Here is a 13,851-nt window from a genome sequence, read left to right on the forward strand (position 1 = left end):
TAAGCTTTTAACAGGTATGTGGGTATAAATAGTTAATTGCTGATCGTTATTTATAACGCCTGTATTCGCCTTATTTTGGGTAAATATGTAATCTGTTATCTATTATTATTTCTAGCAAGTCATTTGACTGGGCTCGTTAGGTTAATAAAAATATAAACAATATCAGTTTATTAATAGTTATTGCCATATATTTGAATTTAGTCATTCAAACAAAAGGGTTGCTATGAAGCTCATGGACAATATTTTAATAGTGGATGACGACGCTACCAGCATATATTTAACTAAAAGATTAATAAAGGCCAATAATATCTCCAGCAATGTTGTCCAGGCTGCAAATGGATTGGAAGCATTAAAATATTACGAAGCTATGCTTTAACCAATGTAAAACTGCCTGAATTGATTCTTTTGGATTTGAATATGCCGGTGTTTGATGGCTTTGACTTTCTGAATAGTTTGCCAAAGGAGACTTTTGACCTTAGTAATACCAGAATAATAGTACTTACCAATTCATCTAACCCAAAGGATATGCTTTTAGTTAGTTCTTTAAATGTTGCCGGTTATTTGATAAAGCCTTTGACCAAAGAAAAAATTGAAACTATTTTTTAAATATAAACCCCATACGGTTAGCTGATATAATTAATGATTCTATACCAAAATAGCCTTATGGTGCTGGATTATAGTCCAGCAACTGATATTTTAACTGTTGACTGGCCTAATGCACCGCTTTACCTGCTACCGGAAATAAAGTACGCCTTGCAGATGCTGGTGGAGAATGTCAAAAACTATGATATTAAATTCCTGTTGATTGATGCTGGTAAAACAATAACCAATCATGAATTAATGGATTCCCCTGAATACAAGGAAATGGTAACCCAGTTCTCCCTGGATTTAAACACAACCCGTTTGAAAAAATCAGCCCGTATTATTTCCTTAGATAATAGCCGAGAGGAAAAGACTCAGGAGTTGACCAGAAACCTTACGCAGACCATTCAATTTAATTATCAGTTCCAAAGCTTTACCAGCCGAGAAGAAGCTATAAATTGGTTAATGTTAAATAACATATAGCCATCCCCCATCTCCACTAATCAAAAACAGTTTAATTTGGGTAAGGGAAGATGAGGAGGTTGTAATACGGCGCAAAGGAATGAGCGAAAAGTAAAAGAGTAATCTCCGTATAAAAGGCAGACCTTTTACTTGAATCATAATGAGAAATAAACTACTTTATTTAATATTAATACTGGTAGTAGCCTGTAAGGAAACAGAAGTAGCTCCTACAAAAACAACTGATACACCCTTAAGTTTACATCTTACATTAGGTAATCCCAGCAATGCAACTATTGATGTAAGTAATGCCAATAACTATCTTATTGAAAAGCCACAGTATGTCTTATCCTACAGCAAAGACCGTGGTACGCCTAATTGGGTGAGCTGGCATGTCAACAAAGATTGGTTAGGAAGTGCCCAAAGGCAGGATGATTTCCGGGCTGATAACACTTTACCTGCTGGCTGGTATCGAGTACCGGCCACCGCTTATACCGGAACAGGATTTGACCGGGGCCACAATACACCGTCGGCAGATCGAACCAAAACAGAACAGGATAACTCCGCTACTTTCCTCATGACTAACATGATTCCCCAGGCTCCTACTAATAACCGGGAAACTTGGGAGAACCTGGAGAGCTATACCCGCCGGTTAGTTCAGGCAGGTAATGAAGTATATGTTATCATGGGGAATTATGGAAAGGGGGGATTAGGTAGTAATGGTAATGCTGAAACAATAGATCAGGGAAGGGTAACTGTGCCTAAGCAGATCTGGAAAGTATTAGTGGTACTACCGGAAGGAGATAATGATGTAAGCCGGATTACTACCAGTACAAGAGTAATAGCGGTAAACACACCTAATATTAATACTGTTGGTCCGGATTGGGGAATCTACCGAACTACTGTTGATGCTATTGAAAGAGCAACGGGATTAGACTTACTCTCTGAATTACCAGATAACATTGAAAATGCTTTAGAAGCCAAAGCTGATATTGGGCCGACGCAATAATCAATGCGGATAATGCGGAATGGGCGAAATTAAAAGTGGCTCTATCGAGCATCCTGGGTACATAACAGTATAGGAATTAATGCTTTGCTTTGCACGGTTATGAATGGCTTGAAGAAAAAATCATCTGGCAGAATCAAAACCTTTACCCCGTAATTGAGTTTTATTTGTAATTGATTGTAAAAAACAAAGACGGGTATATGCGGCACCTTTACCAACTTCCTTTCTCTTTTACCAGAAACAGACAATTCTTTTTTCTCCTTTGGGCACTGTTCATTATCAGTTCCAGCACGAAAGCCCAGACCCCATTCCCTTTGGCAACGGGGATTTATACCGAGAACTTCGATAGGATAGGCAGTTGGGGGGCAAACTTTACAGGTACCGGCGGAGTTACCCGTTTTAGTGTGGCCACCCCTGAAACAACCGGTGGATTACCCAATCAAAATACGGTGTTTTCCTCCGGTAGTGGTGTTCAAAGAGGACCAAATAATGCTTCAATCGTTATTTATGCATCTGGTACTACCACCTTGAATGCGGCAGCCTTTGATTTAAACCTGGATTTTACCAATACTACCGCCGGGACCCTTAGTTTTGACTGGTTCTCCCTCAATACTGGTTCAGGCTTTCGACAAGCCAGATTTAGTGTACGCACCAACTCAGGTACAAACAGCGCCTTTGAAGAGCTTCCCGGTACAGCTGTTATTTTAACGAATAACCGCCCCTCCAGTGGAACCATTACTGTGAACCTCCCTAGCTCTTTCAGTGGTAAACCAAACGCCAGGATCAGGTTCTATATTGAAACCATAATAGGTACTGCTAACAATGGTTTATCAGGCGCCAGGCCCAGAATAGCGATCGATAATATTCGGGCTACTGCAACTTATGTAGGCACCAATCCTAATACCATCACTACCGGCGAGCCTAACCAAAATACGTTTACTGTTACCCCAACCGCCCCCAGTGCTACCTTTACTGTTCCTTATACCAGTACAGGCGGTTTCACCGGAAATTGGCGGGTGCAGTTATCCAATAATGAAGGTGTGTTTTCTACCGATGAGACTTTTAATATCATTGGTACCGGAAACGGAACTTCGCCCATTACTGCTCAGATACCGGCAGGTACCCCGTGCGGTACAAATTACCGGGTACGGGTAATAAATACGAACCCCTTACGCTTTGGCAATAGCAACGCTACGCCACTTACGGTTAATTCTACTCCTGCCGCTAATACGGTAGTCTTAGATAACACCGATGTTCAGTCCGTAACCCCATCCGGAACCGGAAGTGGTGTAAGAGCCATAGCTTCTTCTCCATCTACCTTTGCCTGGTTTTACCGTACTGGTACCTCCGGTACATTTATGCCTATTCCCAATGCCACGAGCAGTACTTATACCATTAATGGTGCTGATTTTCCAGGTGCAGGCATTTACCAGATTGTGTCAAGGGCTACAGCTATCAATGCCTGTGGTAATGTGACAGGGGAAAGCGCTCCTGTAACCGTAAATGTGCAAAGCCTTTCGGTAAGTCCGGCCGCCATTGCTTTTACAGAAACCCGGGTTGGACTAACTTCCTCTGTACAAACTTTTACCATCACGGGTACTGGCGTGTCGGAGAATATCACTGTAACTCCGCCAGCAAATTTTCAAATACGTTTAAGCGGAACAACTGATTTTCAGTCTACGCCGCTTACCGTGACTCCCACGAGTGGTAATGTAAACCAAATGGTTGATGTTCGGTTTGCTCCAACCGCAGCCCAGGCTTACAGCGGCAATATCAGCGTCGTAAGCAGCCTCAATACAGCCAATGTAGCGGTTACCGGAACTGGTCAGGATGTTGGGGTAAATACTACTGCATTAAGCTTTGGGCCTACGCCAATAAGGACGGCATCACCTTCACAAAATTTCACTGTCACCGGGGTAGGATTAACTAGTAATGTAACGGTTACAGCACCCACTGGATACCAGATCCGGCTAGCAGGCTCTACCGGTGAGTTCACCACCTCGCCGCTTACCCTAACTCCTTCCGGAGGAAATGTGAATGCTACCATAGAGGTGCGTTTAGCACCAACTGTGGTACAGGCTTATGTAGGGAACATAACTGTTTCCAGCAGTACCAGCACCGTTAACGTAGCGGTTAGTGGTTCTGGCATTAGTACTCCGGTTCTCAGCACCCGACCTGTAACAGCCATTACGGCTTCATCGGCTTCTACGGGTGGTGATATTTCTTCCAATAACGGGTCTAGTGTAACGGCCCGGGGCGTAGTTTGGGGAACAGCACCAAACCCTTCTATAGAATCCAACAGCAGTACCACCGACGGGTCGGGAGTAGGTGGGTATACCAGTACGTTAACCAACCTGCAACAGCATACAACTTATTATGTTCGGGCTTACGCGACTAATGCGGCAGGCACCGCCTACGGCAATGAAGTGCCGTTTACCACCCAGCCGGCTGCCCCAACCCAGCAGGTTTCTAATATAACCTTCCCAGAAGAATCCATTGGCGCCAATTCCCTGACACTTACCTGGATGAAAGGAAATGGAACCGGTACGGTAGTGGTTATCAATCGGGTGAATTCCTTTAGTATCCCGGTAGACGGGCAACCGGTCACTAATGTGAATTCAGCCTATACCGCGGCCGGAGAACAAGTGGTTTACCTAGGAAACAATACGCAAACCAGTGCTACTATTACAAACTTACAGCCCAGCACCCAGTACTTCTTCCGGGTGTATGAGATCAACAACTCCGGTGAGTTTATCCGGTATAATACCTCCGGTGGATCAGTAAGTGCCTCTACGATTGCGCCCTTACCCGTGGAAATGGTATTCTTTAAAGGGAAGCTAATGAACTTTAGCGTGCTGTTGGAATGGCGGACTGCATCGGAAAAGAACAGCAGCCATTATAATATTATGAGAAGCTTGGATGGTAACCATTTCACTAAGATAGGAAGGGTGAAAAGCGCTGGTAATAGTTCAGTAATGCAGCATTATTCTTTCCAGGATGCGAATGCTGGGGGTGCGGAGGTTATCTACTACGCCTTAGAACAGGTAGACTTGGATGGTACATCTACCCGGTCCCGCGTGGTAAGTGTCAAGGCGGGAAATGCCTTGCTAAGTAAAGTCAGGATTGCACCGAATCCGGTTGCTGATAGATTAACCATTCTGCCCGGAGGAATGCCGGTTCAACAATGCATTATCCTGGATGCAGCAGGTAAAACGGTATTAGTCACCGTGGTGGGACAGCAAGATAACGAACCATTTGTTCTTGACATTTCCAGGCTTGCCACCGGTGTCTATGTGCTGCAGTTAACGAATCTGGACGGAGGTAACGAACAGATTAGGTTCGTGAAAACAACGCCCTAGGTTTGGATGCAACGGGCGAAATTGAAGCCATGGATCTCCCAACTGGATTTTAAATCCGGATGGTGAGGAAATCGGGCAGCCGGGTAGGATAGCAGGGCGAGAGGTAGTCCCTGTTCAAAATCCGGGATTTCTTTTGCGGTGTTCCCTGGCAGGCCACCTTCACCTTATCGTTCCCAAACTTAGCTACCAGCTTATCCAGGAACTGCATCAACAATTGCTACTTACCATGATCGGTAGTACCTAGCAAGTTTAACTGAACGTTCTTGTTGGAAATCAGGTCTATGTCTACTCCGTCCGTTTGGTTTTGGGTACCTGGATATTAGCTTTCCATGCTTTTCTTCTCATTCTTGGAGCCGCTTGAGTGCAGTCGCATCCCTGCTATTATGGCGTTGACGTTACTGGTAAAACGCTGACAGGCAAATGGCCTGTTCCCGGTTGATCTCAGACTTTTTAATATGCTGGCTAGTGGTTGCGGGATAAAGATCTTCTTTTTCAAAGCTCCCGGATCCCAGTAAAACTTTCTTCTCTTCCTAAACCGTTCTGTTTTGGGGGAAGCTGACACAGTTAACAGATGCCAACGCGCTTCCAATCATCCAAGTAAAATGCTTAGGGAGGTTTCCCTAGCGTTGTTTTATGGTTTGCACATCATCTGACAACCCATAAAACCATTCCTTGTGGTAATATAGTAGTATGGAAAAAAACTAATGGGAATGGAGGGGAATGAAATTTTGTACCAAACAAAACAAAAATTTACCACCGCGAAAACATTTAATACTTTCTTACAATGGTAAAGAAATTAGGTTAAATTGCCGTAAAATTTTTAAATGTATTTTATACACTTATTTTAAATTAATAATCCATGATTTATAATAGAATAAAATTAGGTAAAGCAGCAATTATGGCCATTTTATTGGTTTTTTCTGTGTCAGTAATGGCACAGGATGGTACTGTTTATCCACTTAAAGCCCCAGCCGAACCAAAAGCTATTCCGCTTGGCACAGGTGGGGTAGAAGGTCAAAAAGCCCCGGAGTCCTGGTTCCGCCAGTGGGGTGATCCGATGGCCAGGAACGTATCCACTGCGACACTGACGCCTTTCCTGCCAGCACCGGGCAAAGCGACGGGTGCTGCCGTGATCGTTGCCCCGGGCGGAGGTTTCAGATGGCTGTCCATGGACAACGAAGGTTGGGAAGTTGCCAAGGCGCTTAATGAGAAAGGAATAGCCGCTTTTGTACTAAAATACCGGCTTAATCCAACTCCGGCACCACTGGATGAGTTTGCGGCATCTATGAATCAACCTCGGCCGGCACCAACGGCATCTGCTAGTACTACCCCAAATGCAACACCGCCGAGCCAGCCCCAGATGAATTTGTCTATGCAGCTTGCAGATGCTGAGGCGGCGTATGCAATGATCCATAAAAGAGCTAAGGAATGGGGCGTTGATACGGAAAGATTAGGTATGATTGGTTTCTCGGCCGGTGCGATGCTCACCTTGCACGCAACGCTTAACTCCAAGACGATGAAACTGGCTTTTATTGGTCCGGTTTATGGGGCTATGGGACCGGTAGAAGTACCAAAAAATGCGCCGCCGATGTTTAATGTTATTGCTACCGATGACTTTCTCTTCCGCGGCCAGTTTGGGGTGATAGATTCCTGGTTTAAAGCGGGCCGGCCGGTAGAATTTCACCTTTATCAGAATGGCGGCCATGGTTTTGGCCTTGGCAATCCTGACCGTACCAGCAATCGCTGGTTCGATGCCTTCATCCACTGGCTGGATGTAAATAAATTTTTGAAAGCTCAAAAGTAAGCTAATAATTACCAGCTAAATACTGCATCTAAGGCTTAACCAATAGCCGCTTGATTAAATAGCCATTTAATCAAGCGGCTATTTTTTATGAATGGTATCTTCTTTTTATTCGTTTAAAATATTTACATAAGATCTATTTTAGTGGCGAAAAGATAAAATAGCTAAACTGCTATGGAAGAAGTTAGTCCCTGGTGTGCTGTAAATAGGAGGTTAAAACCGGTTGTATAAGTATGCTAATATCTATACTACGAATAGAATTGCTAAGATTGATCCTGCGAGTGGAAGAGTAATAGCGAATTTGAACCTCACTTCCCTTGATATAGATGCAAAAGCCAAGAATCCAGCTTCACTTGAAATGAATGGAATTGCCTATGATGAGACTACAGGTAAAATATTTGTTACGGGGAAATAAATCAGTTAATACATTAGGTAAATTCATCTTTTTATGGTTTTAGGATTTTTAAATAGTGGGTATGGTGCCTCCGTCGATGACGTATTCGGTTCCGGTTAAATAACTGGCTCTCGGCGACACCAGGAAGCCTACCAGTTCGGCTACTTCTTCGGGTTTGGCCGGCCGGCCCATAGGTATGCCACCTAAAGCGGTCATCACACTTTGCGTGGCTTCTTCTACCGTACTGTTAGCACTCTGTGCAATGCGCTCCATCATGTGGGTAGCAGCAGTAGTCATAACCCAGCCGGGTGAAACCGTGAGAACCCGCACGCCTTTGGGCGCTACTTCTTTGGATAAGCCTTTGCTGTAGTTAATTAACCCGGCTTTGGCGGCGGCATACGGCAAGGTAGATTCGTACAAAGGCAGCTTGCCCTGGATAGAAGCAATGTGAATAATTACACCACTTTTTTGCGCGAGCATGTGGGGTAAAAATCCTTTGTCTAACCTAACCGGTGCGAGTAAATTTGTTTGCAGGCTTTTTTCCCAGTCTTCATCTGTTAGCATGGCAAACCCGCCGCCAAGGGTTTCCGAACCACCCAGGTTGTTGACCAGGATATCCAGTTTACTGTATTTTGCGAATACCTCGGCTATTACCTTCTGGGTGCCTGCCGGCGTACTTAAATCAGCCGAAATAAAATGTAGGTTTGGGTTTAGCGTATCGGGGGCGTTTCTGGCGGTTATGATTACCGTTGCCCCGGCATCAAGTAAGCGCTCGGCAATGGCTTTCCCGGCACCTTTGGTACCACCTGTTACCAGGGCAATTTTGCCTGATAATTCGCTATTAAAATTAAATTGCTGTTCCATACTCCAATTTTTTGTACAAAGTTGAGGAGTATGTTTAGTTCGATCAAGTACGGAAACACGAATCGCATAGGGATAAATTTATCCCATATTGCACCTTTTTAAACATTGAAATAATTTTACAAGATGTACGAAAGGAAAATACCACTGAGCCTGAATTGCGGCCTTGACTTAATCGGGGAGGTGCTTTACGGCAAATGGAAAATCCGTTTGCTGTGGTTTATTAATGAAGGACATAAACGTCCCAGCCAGTTGCAACGCAAAATTCCGGATGCTTCGCGCCGGGTTTTAAACATGCAATTAAAAGAGTTAGAGGAGCACGAATTAGTTACAAAAGTTATATATCCGGTAGTGCCGCCAAAAGTAGAGTATAGCCTAACCGAATTCGGGCAATCCTTAATTCCTGTCATATCGGCTTTGGGCAAATGGGGCGATGAACACCAGGAACGGCTGCGTTCATCTATTTTAAAGCGCACAGAAAATGTCACTAATCCATAAGGGCTTGCTGTAGATGGAATACTTATCGGTAACAGCTAGGGGCATATTCCTAATCACCAATATAATTTAAAGTAAAATATCCAAACCGTCTGCCAGCACCAAGACTTAACAAACTAACTCCATAATCTTTTTAAAAACATGCTCCGGATATCTTTTATTATTGCCCTTTGTTCAGTTCTTTCCTTTAATTTAAATGCGCAGGCACCTACAAAACCTGTTCACCCAAATCCTGGCGAGCGAGTTTTAGTGGCTCCGGAAAGTGTTTTTAAGATGTTCCGGGAAGCGGGTAAGAGCCCTACAAATCATGCCTTAACCGCAATGGAAAAAGCTAAAGTAGAAAAAGCCTTTGCCGTTTTACCTCCCTTGCATCAGAAAATTCTCCAGAAGAATTTACACAGCATCAGCTTTATGGATAATATGCCCAATACCGCGCTGACATCACCGGTGCCCACTATCGATTCGACTAAGTTATTCAATATCACCTTCCGAGCCGAAATACTTAATGAGTCTACTTCGGAATGGGCCACTCAGAAAGAAGCCACTTGTTTTGACCAAACGGCAAATTCCAATTATCAGGTTAAAATTGAAGCAGGCAGTCTTGATGCATTCTTATACGTCCTGCTGCACGAGGCTACACACGTAGTGGACGCGGTGTTAAATATCACCCCTCATCCGGATAACAAAGAAGCCTTGGTTAAACCTACTTTATTTACGAAGGATATTTGGCATAAAATGAACGTGCTTATTCCCAATTTTACTGATTCTTTACTGGAGAAGACCCGGTTCCGAAGCGGTAAAAAAGTAGCAATTGCGTTAGCGCCGGATGTTTACAAAAAGCTGGGAAAAACACCCTTTGTCTCCTTATATAGTATGGCCAGCTGGTTTGAAGATATTGCTGAGTTGGAAACAATCTATCATCTTACAAAAAAAATGAATCAGCCTTTCTATGTAACCGTCCAAATGGATAATAACGAGGTATTCAGGTTTGAACCAATGATGCATAAACTGGTAAAAAGACGGCTGCGGCACTTAAAAATATTCTATGCGGCCTGACTTGGTGAGTCTACGAATTATAATTTGGGATTTAAAACACCGGTAGCGCTATCGCAACTTAATAAGACTTAAAAACAAATGAATTGAGTTATTGTAACTATATTGAATACATGCAGCCAGAAGAAAGAAGGCTGTTGCATAAAAAATACTACGACAACCATTAGGTTTTCCCATTCACGACGAGGACGAATTATTTGGCCGTTTGGTAATGGAGATAAACAGGCTGGATTAAGTTGGGAAACTATTTTAAAAAAAGAGATCACCTTCCGGTTAAATGGTCTTATATACGAAAAGGATACAAAAAAAATTGGGAACTTTAGTAAGAGCTTTTAGCAAATGGCTTGGTTCTCTAAAACACGCCCTACTTAAGGATCAACCAATTAAATCAAGTTGCCACCACTTATTATATTGAATATTCAGGCGTGGCTTCCAGGCTTTAATACTTCTTTTCTCATATTGTAAGGCTTCTTTTTTAAAGTCGAAGGCTTTCAAGAAAATGTTTGTCTTCTGATTTATTTTGTGAGTGTGTTTCACCATTCTCCAATAAACGGAACGGGTACATCCTATATATACCGGTTTAAAATCCGGGGTATCCGGTTTTCCTTCAAATATAAAATAGACATAATAACAATTATTTGATAAATCCCGGGCTTTCCTTAATAAATCGAGGCGGGTATACTGCTTCATTTCCATCTGAAAAGCATACCAATCATAAAGCCTTAATTTGGATAAAGTAACCATTGTATAAATGCTATTTTCCTAATAATTATTTGGAGTTAAAATTTATTTATTACTATACAAGTATACGGATATAATGCGTTAATAATCAATTAATTGTTATATATTTATAAACATATTTATGTTAATAATTTCGTAAAAAACTTATTTTCCAATCACTAAAATCAACTGGTTGATGATAGTTCATTCTAAAATATTTAACGATTTAAACAATTATAAATAGTCGGTATCTTTGTAGATTAAAATAAATAGCCACTTATGAAATCCAATTCCCTTTCACAGCTTACCAACAGATGAGTTTAACATGCTAGAGAGAATAGAGACGTCTGACGAAAGTAATTACACTGGTTTTCATCGGCATCATTTTCACAAAATTCTTTGGTTTACAGATGTTGGCAACGAGGAAATCCATTCAATTGATTTTGAGAATTATCCTATTTCCCCAATCAGATCTACATACTGACTCCCAATCAGGTGCATACCATGGAAATTGGAATAAAAAATGGATTCTTATTAGCTGTGGCTCCTGAATTTTTTAATCAGTTTTTCCCTCTATCCAAGGTGTTGCTGATAAAGCCTTATTTCTATGTGCAGGCTTTATCAGAAGATGTTGCTCTGGTCCTGAAAAATTTGATGTTTCTCATAGAAAGGGAGTATAGCGGGAGGAAAAGACAAAACTTGCTGGAAGCTTACTTAGCCACATTCCTGATTCCTTTTGAAGCTAGAGGAGTCTGTATTCCTGATGTTTCATTTCTTTTTCTAGTCCTTATAAGTCTTAAAATAGGTTGATTAAATTGTTACTAACAACAACTGTATTCCTGAAAATTAGGTAAGGGTTTAACCTAATCAAATTATTAATACTATGCAAAGTTGTAGCAATGGCAAGCATGTTTATTACTGGATCAGTCGATGGTTTAGGACAAAGGGTCGCACGTACAATAGCATAGATCTACTTTTTGCAGAGCCAGCAGAATAGTAGCATCAGCAGTAACAAACCTGTATTACGCCTTTCTTATTTCTAATACCTTTAAAAATGAATAGAAGCAAAAAATATATAATTAGTCTGGCAGTCGCTGCCTTGTTAATCTGGTTTATTGCCGATGCGTTTAATCAACCCGGAGTACAGGATTTAAAGGATGATTTTGAGGAAGTAGCTCTGTATCGCAATGAAAACAACACTGGACCCATTATTCGGATTTACGCCGTAGTGGTGACCGATACCCTATGGGGCCAGATGAAAAAATATGGTGCTTTTATGCCCCATACAAAATATGGAAATACGAAGGTTTATTTCTTTAAAAAAGGCTTACCTGCCCCTAAAGAGGTTTATGCGGGTACTGAAAATTTCGATTCGCAGTTTAAACCTTATTTGCTAGCCAGCTATGAGAAAGATGGCATGGGTACCACTAATTTCGTTAAATTTCCTTTTGGTGAGTAAATTAACAATTAGCTTTCCATATTATTTGGATATTTCCCTAAGAACTAAAACAAAATTTAATGTTTAAATGGAATGTCTTAGGGTAGTAAATTACTAGGGTAATATACTTAAATAATAAATTCATATTTGCTGCGTTTTCATTTAAAGTGCTACGGTTTAGAATTTATATCGCCACTATTCTATTACTATTGTTTGTTCGGATTTTGGTCCCAGAAACAACAATATTGGCGCTCCATTCCCACGAACATAGCGAAGATTTACAGCGATTCGGCTGTAAATTCGAGAAAAAACACCAACATTGTCATTTCCAAGATATTTTTAATACCCCTTTTGCGCCAGCGCAAACAATTGCTATAAAGGCTGTAACTTTATTTTTAATTGCTAATTACGTCTCCCATTGTTCCTTTCTCTGGAAATATATCTTCCCTAATAATTGCGAATCACGCGGTCCTCCCTGGTTGAAGACTTTTTTTTCTAAAGTATTACCTTTCAAGGTGGTGGCATTAATGCTTCATTAGACAGTTGGTAACCTATTGGTAATCTCTAGCTGGAAAGCATTAATGGTCTCCGCTCTTATTTCCTTAAAATGTTTCTAGCTGAACAAGTTACATCCAAGGGTGTTAAGGGGTTTGACAATGACGCCACCAGCCGAATAAACTTACATATGTTTAGTACCTGCATTGCATCACACCATTCAAGCTGATGTACTCAATGGCAATTGTCTTTATCTGAACTGCTCCTTAAGATTTTTATAAAAAAGCCGTAAGTACCAACTAATAAATTTACCAGAATTTTTTATCTGTCAGGTTTTTTCCTAGAAGAATAGGTCTAGAAAACTATTTTCTATGGCCTTAAAAGGCTTTTGAAATGAATACTTTTCCTAATTAGGTGCAGCTTTTATTATAATTACCACATCAACATACAGAGTAACAGTTGTTTTAGCAGAACTAAAAATAGTAGAGCCTAAACCTCAAGGTAGATTAGGTTTTAATTAACCACCATTTAAAGTATGCTCTTATGAATCCAATGTATTTAACAAAAGAAGATTATCAGAAACTTATTCAACTTATTCAGGTGAAAAAGCACCAGCAGGATTTCTCCCCTTCCATTCATCGGTTAAAACAAGAATTAAATCGGGCACTTCTCCAGCCAGCTGAGTCTATTCCGCCCAATGTGGTTACTATGAATTCGCGGGTACGGGTCAAGGAACTAAATAGCCGTAATGAAATGACCGTAACTATTGTTTATCCAAATGAGGCAGACTTTAACGCCGGAAAAATATCCATTCTTTCTCCCCTAGGCACCGCTGTTTTAGGCAGCCAGGAAGGTGATGAAGTAGTCTGGACGGCTCCATATTGCAAATTTATTTACCGCGTCAAGGAAGTACTTTATCAACCAGAAGCGGCTGGTTTAATAACTTAAATTATTGTGGCACATATATACCTGAATTCTATATTTTGTATTTTCATTTAGGAGGTGCTCACTTAACCAAAAATTCTGAATTACAGGGCGTTAACTTTTCATGGGAGGAGAAGGAGCTCATACTCGTTAAATTTAATTTCCTAAATATTAACAAGTAGCATCCATTATTACTACATCATCCTGTGCTCTAATAAACTTCACATGTAGTTTATAGGAGATTTTGCGTTTACTGTTTGTGTT

The 13,851-nt window shown here is 41.3% G+C and carries 16 protein-coding genes; 13 read left to right on the plus strand and 3 right to left on the minus strand.

Annotated features, from left to right (window positions below; translation table 11 throughout):
- The first annotated feature begins 232 nt into the window (after positions 1-232).
- The 5 genes from ADHAQ_RS27905 to ADHAQ_RS0100385 all read left to right on the plus strand — a co-directional run bounded on the left by ADHAQ_RS27905 (position 233) and on the right by ADHAQ_RS0100385 (position 5,406).
- Complete coding sequence (locus ADHAQ_RS27905; protein ID WP_157433297.1) at positions 233-376, plus strand: response regulator; 144 nt, start codon at positions 233-235, stop codon at positions 374-376.
- 11 nt (positions 377-387) lie between these two features.
- The gene (locus tag ADHAQ_RS28980) at positions 388-606 is read left to right on the plus strand and encodes a response regulator (RefSeq protein ID WP_425393673.1); all 219 of its coding nucleotides are present in this window, start codon (positions 388-390) and stop codon (positions 604-606) included.
- 33 nt (positions 607-639) lie between these two features.
- Positions 640-1,065 (plus strand): hypothetical protein, encoded by a 426-nt coding sequence (locus tag ADHAQ_RS0100375; protein WP_026461249.1) that lies wholly within the window; start codon positions 640-642, stop codon positions 1,063-1,065.
- Between the two features lie 139 nt (positions 1,066-1,204).
- Positions 1,205-2,050: a DNA/RNA non-specific endonuclease gene (locus tag ADHAQ_RS0100380; protein WP_026461250.1), complete on the plus strand. Its 846-nt coding sequence runs from the start codon at positions 1,205-1,207 to the stop codon at positions 2,048-2,050.
- A 197-nt stretch (positions 2,051-2,247) separates the two neighbouring features.
- Positions 2,248-5,406 carry a fibronectin type III domain-containing protein gene (locus ADHAQ_RS0100385; protein WP_157433299.1) on the plus strand — a complete coding sequence of 1,053 codons (3,159 nt, stop codon included), beginning with the start codon at positions 2,248-2,250 and terminating at the stop codon, positions 5,404-5,406.
- Between the two features lie 49 nt (positions 5,407-5,455).
- On the opposite strand, the gene ADHAQ_RS27530 is transcribed toward ADHAQ_RS0100385, so the two are convergent.
- Positions 5,456-5,614 (minus strand): DUF4113 domain-containing protein, encoded by a 159-nt coding sequence (locus ADHAQ_RS27530; RefSeq protein ID WP_084523669.1) that lies wholly within the window; start codon positions 5,612-5,614, stop codon positions 5,456-5,458.
- A gap of 651 nt (positions 5,615-6,265) precedes the next feature.
- On the opposite strand from ADHAQ_RS27530, the gene ADHAQ_RS0100400 reads away from it, so the two are divergent.
- Together ADHAQ_RS0100400 and ADHAQ_RS28985 are read left to right on the plus strand one after the other, a co-directional pair.
- Complete coding sequence (locus ADHAQ_RS0100400; RefSeq protein ID WP_026461252.1) at positions 6,266-7,210, plus strand: alpha/beta hydrolase; 945 nt, start codon at positions 6,266-6,268, stop codon at positions 7,208-7,210.
- A 220-nt stretch (positions 7,211-7,430) separates the two neighbouring features.
- Complete coding sequence (locus ADHAQ_RS28985) at positions 7,431-7,622, plus strand: glutaminyl-peptide cyclotransferase (RefSeq protein ID WP_026461253.1); 192 nt, start codon at positions 7,431-7,433, stop codon at positions 7,620-7,622.
- Positions 7,623-7,670: 48 nt separating this feature from the next.
- Here ADHAQ_RS28985 and ADHAQ_RS0100410 read toward each other — a convergent pair whose 3' ends face one another.
- Positions 7,671-8,465, minus strand: coding sequence for an SDR family oxidoreductase (locus ADHAQ_RS0100410; protein WP_026461254.1), 795 nt, complete (start codon positions 8,463-8,465; stop codon positions 7,671-7,673).
- A gap of 123 nt (positions 8,466-8,588) precedes the next feature.
- On the opposite strand from ADHAQ_RS0100410, the gene ADHAQ_RS0100415 reads away from it, so the two are divergent.
- Both ADHAQ_RS0100415 and ADHAQ_RS0100420 read left to right on the plus strand, forming a co-directional pair.
- The gene (locus ADHAQ_RS0100415) at positions 8,589-8,960 is read left to right on the plus strand and encodes a winged helix-turn-helix transcriptional regulator (RefSeq protein ID WP_026461255.1); all 372 of its coding nucleotides are present in this window, start codon (positions 8,589-8,591) and stop codon (positions 8,958-8,960) included.
- A gap of 138 nt (positions 8,961-9,098) precedes the next feature.
- Complete coding sequence (locus ADHAQ_RS0100420; protein ID WP_026461256.1) at positions 9,099-10,013, plus strand: hypothetical protein; 915 nt, start codon at positions 9,099-9,101, stop codon at positions 10,011-10,013.
- A 372-nt stretch (positions 10,014-10,385) separates the two neighbouring features.
- Here the strand turns inward: ADHAQ_RS0100420 and ADHAQ_RS0100425 are convergent, their stop codons facing one another.
- Positions 10,386-10,754: a GIY-YIG nuclease family protein gene (locus ADHAQ_RS0100425; protein ID WP_026461257.1), complete on the minus strand. Its 369-nt coding sequence runs from the start codon at positions 10,752-10,754 to the stop codon at positions 10,386-10,388.
- Positions 10,755-11,055: 301 nt separating this feature from the next.
- Here ADHAQ_RS0100425 and ADHAQ_RS27910 point away from each other — a divergent pair, with 301 nt between their 5' ends.
- The 4 genes from ADHAQ_RS27910 to rnk all read left to right on the plus strand — a co-directional run bounded on the left by ADHAQ_RS27910 (position 11,056) and on the right by rnk (position 13,611).
- Entirely contained in the window at positions 11,056-11,214 is a 159-nt protein-coding gene (locus ADHAQ_RS27910; RefSeq protein WP_157433300.1) for a hypothetical protein, read from the plus strand.
- A 20-nt stretch (positions 11,215-11,234) separates the two neighbouring features.
- Positions 11,235-11,540: a hypothetical protein gene (locus ADHAQ_RS0100430; protein ID WP_026461258.1), complete on the plus strand. Its 306-nt coding sequence runs from the start codon at positions 11,235-11,237 to the stop codon at positions 11,538-11,540.
- Positions 11,541-11,784: 244 nt separating this feature from the next.
- Complete coding sequence (locus ADHAQ_RS0100435; protein ID WP_026461259.1) at positions 11,785-12,189, plus strand: hypothetical protein; 405 nt, start codon at positions 11,785-11,787, stop codon at positions 12,187-12,189.
- A 1,017-nt stretch (positions 12,190-13,206) separates the two neighbouring features.
- Positions 13,207-13,611 carry a nucleoside diphosphate kinase regulator gene (rnk, locus tag ADHAQ_RS0100440; protein WP_026461260.1) on the plus strand — a complete coding sequence of 135 codons (405 nt, stop codon included), beginning with the start codon at positions 13,207-13,209 and terminating at the stop codon, positions 13,609-13,611.
- Positions 13,612-13,851: the final 240 nt, after the last annotated feature.

It is taken from the genome of Adhaeribacter aquaticus DSM 16391, assembly GCF_000473365.1.
GTDB classification, from domain to species: Bacteria; Bacteroidota; Bacteroidia; order Cytophagales; family Hymenobacteraceae; genus Adhaeribacter; species Adhaeribacter aquaticus.

What these genes read in the sequence shown, in the direction of transcription:
- ADHAQ_RS27905 (WP_157433297.1), top strand. Translation starts at nt 233, where the DNA reads ATGGACAATATTTTAATAGTGGATGACGACGCTACCAGCATATATTTA.
- ADHAQ_RS0100375 (WP_026461249.1), top strand. Translation starts at nt 640, where the DNA reads ATGATTCTATACCAAAATAGCCTTATGGTGCTGGATTATAGTCCAGCA.
- ADHAQ_RS0100380 (WP_026461250.1), top strand. Translation starts at nt 1,205, where the DNA reads ATGAGAAATAAACTACTTTATTTAATATTAATACTGGTAGTAGCCTGT.
- ADHAQ_RS0100385 (WP_157433299.1), top strand. Translation starts at nt 2,248, where the DNA reads ATGCGGCACCTTTACCAACTTCCTTTCTCTTTTACCAGAAACAGACAA.
- ADHAQ_RS27530 (WP_084523669.1), bottom strand. Translation starts at nt 5,614, where the DNA reads ATGCAGTTCCTGGATAAGCTGGTAGCTAAGTTTGGGAACGATAAGGTG.
- ADHAQ_RS0100400 (WP_026461252.1), top strand. Translation starts at nt 6,266, where the DNA reads ATGATTTATAATAGAATAAAATTAGGTAAAGCAGCAATTATGGCCATT.
- ADHAQ_RS0100410 (WP_026461254.1), bottom strand. Translation starts at nt 8,465, where the DNA reads ATGGAACAGCAATTTAATTTTAATAGCGAATTATCAGGCAAAATTGCC.
- ADHAQ_RS0100415 (WP_026461255.1), top strand. Translation starts at nt 8,589, where the DNA reads ATGTACGAAAGGAAAATACCACTGAGCCTGAATTGCGGCCTTGACTTA.
- ADHAQ_RS0100420 (WP_026461256.1), top strand. Translation starts at nt 9,099, where the DNA reads ATGCTCCGGATATCTTTTATTATTGCCCTTTGTTCAGTTCTTTCCTTT.
- ADHAQ_RS0100425 (WP_026461257.1), bottom strand. Translation starts at nt 10,754, where the DNA reads ATGGTTACTTTATCCAAATTAAGGCTTTATGATTGGTATGCTTTTCAG.
- ADHAQ_RS27910 (WP_157433300.1), top strand. Translation starts at nt 11,056, where the DNA reads ATGCTAGAGAGAATAGAGACGTCTGACGAAAGTAATTACACTGGTTTT.
- ADHAQ_RS0100430 (WP_026461258.1), top strand. Translation starts at nt 11,235, where the DNA reads ATGGAAATTGGAATAAAAAATGGATTCTTATTAGCTGTGGCTCCTGAA.
- ADHAQ_RS0100435 (WP_026461259.1), top strand. Translation starts at nt 11,785, where the DNA reads ATGAATAGAAGCAAAAAATATATAATTAGTCTGGCAGTCGCTGCCTTG.
- rnk (WP_026461260.1), top strand. Translation starts at nt 13,207, where the DNA reads ATGAATCCAATGTATTTAACAAAAGAAGATTATCAGAAACTTATTCAA.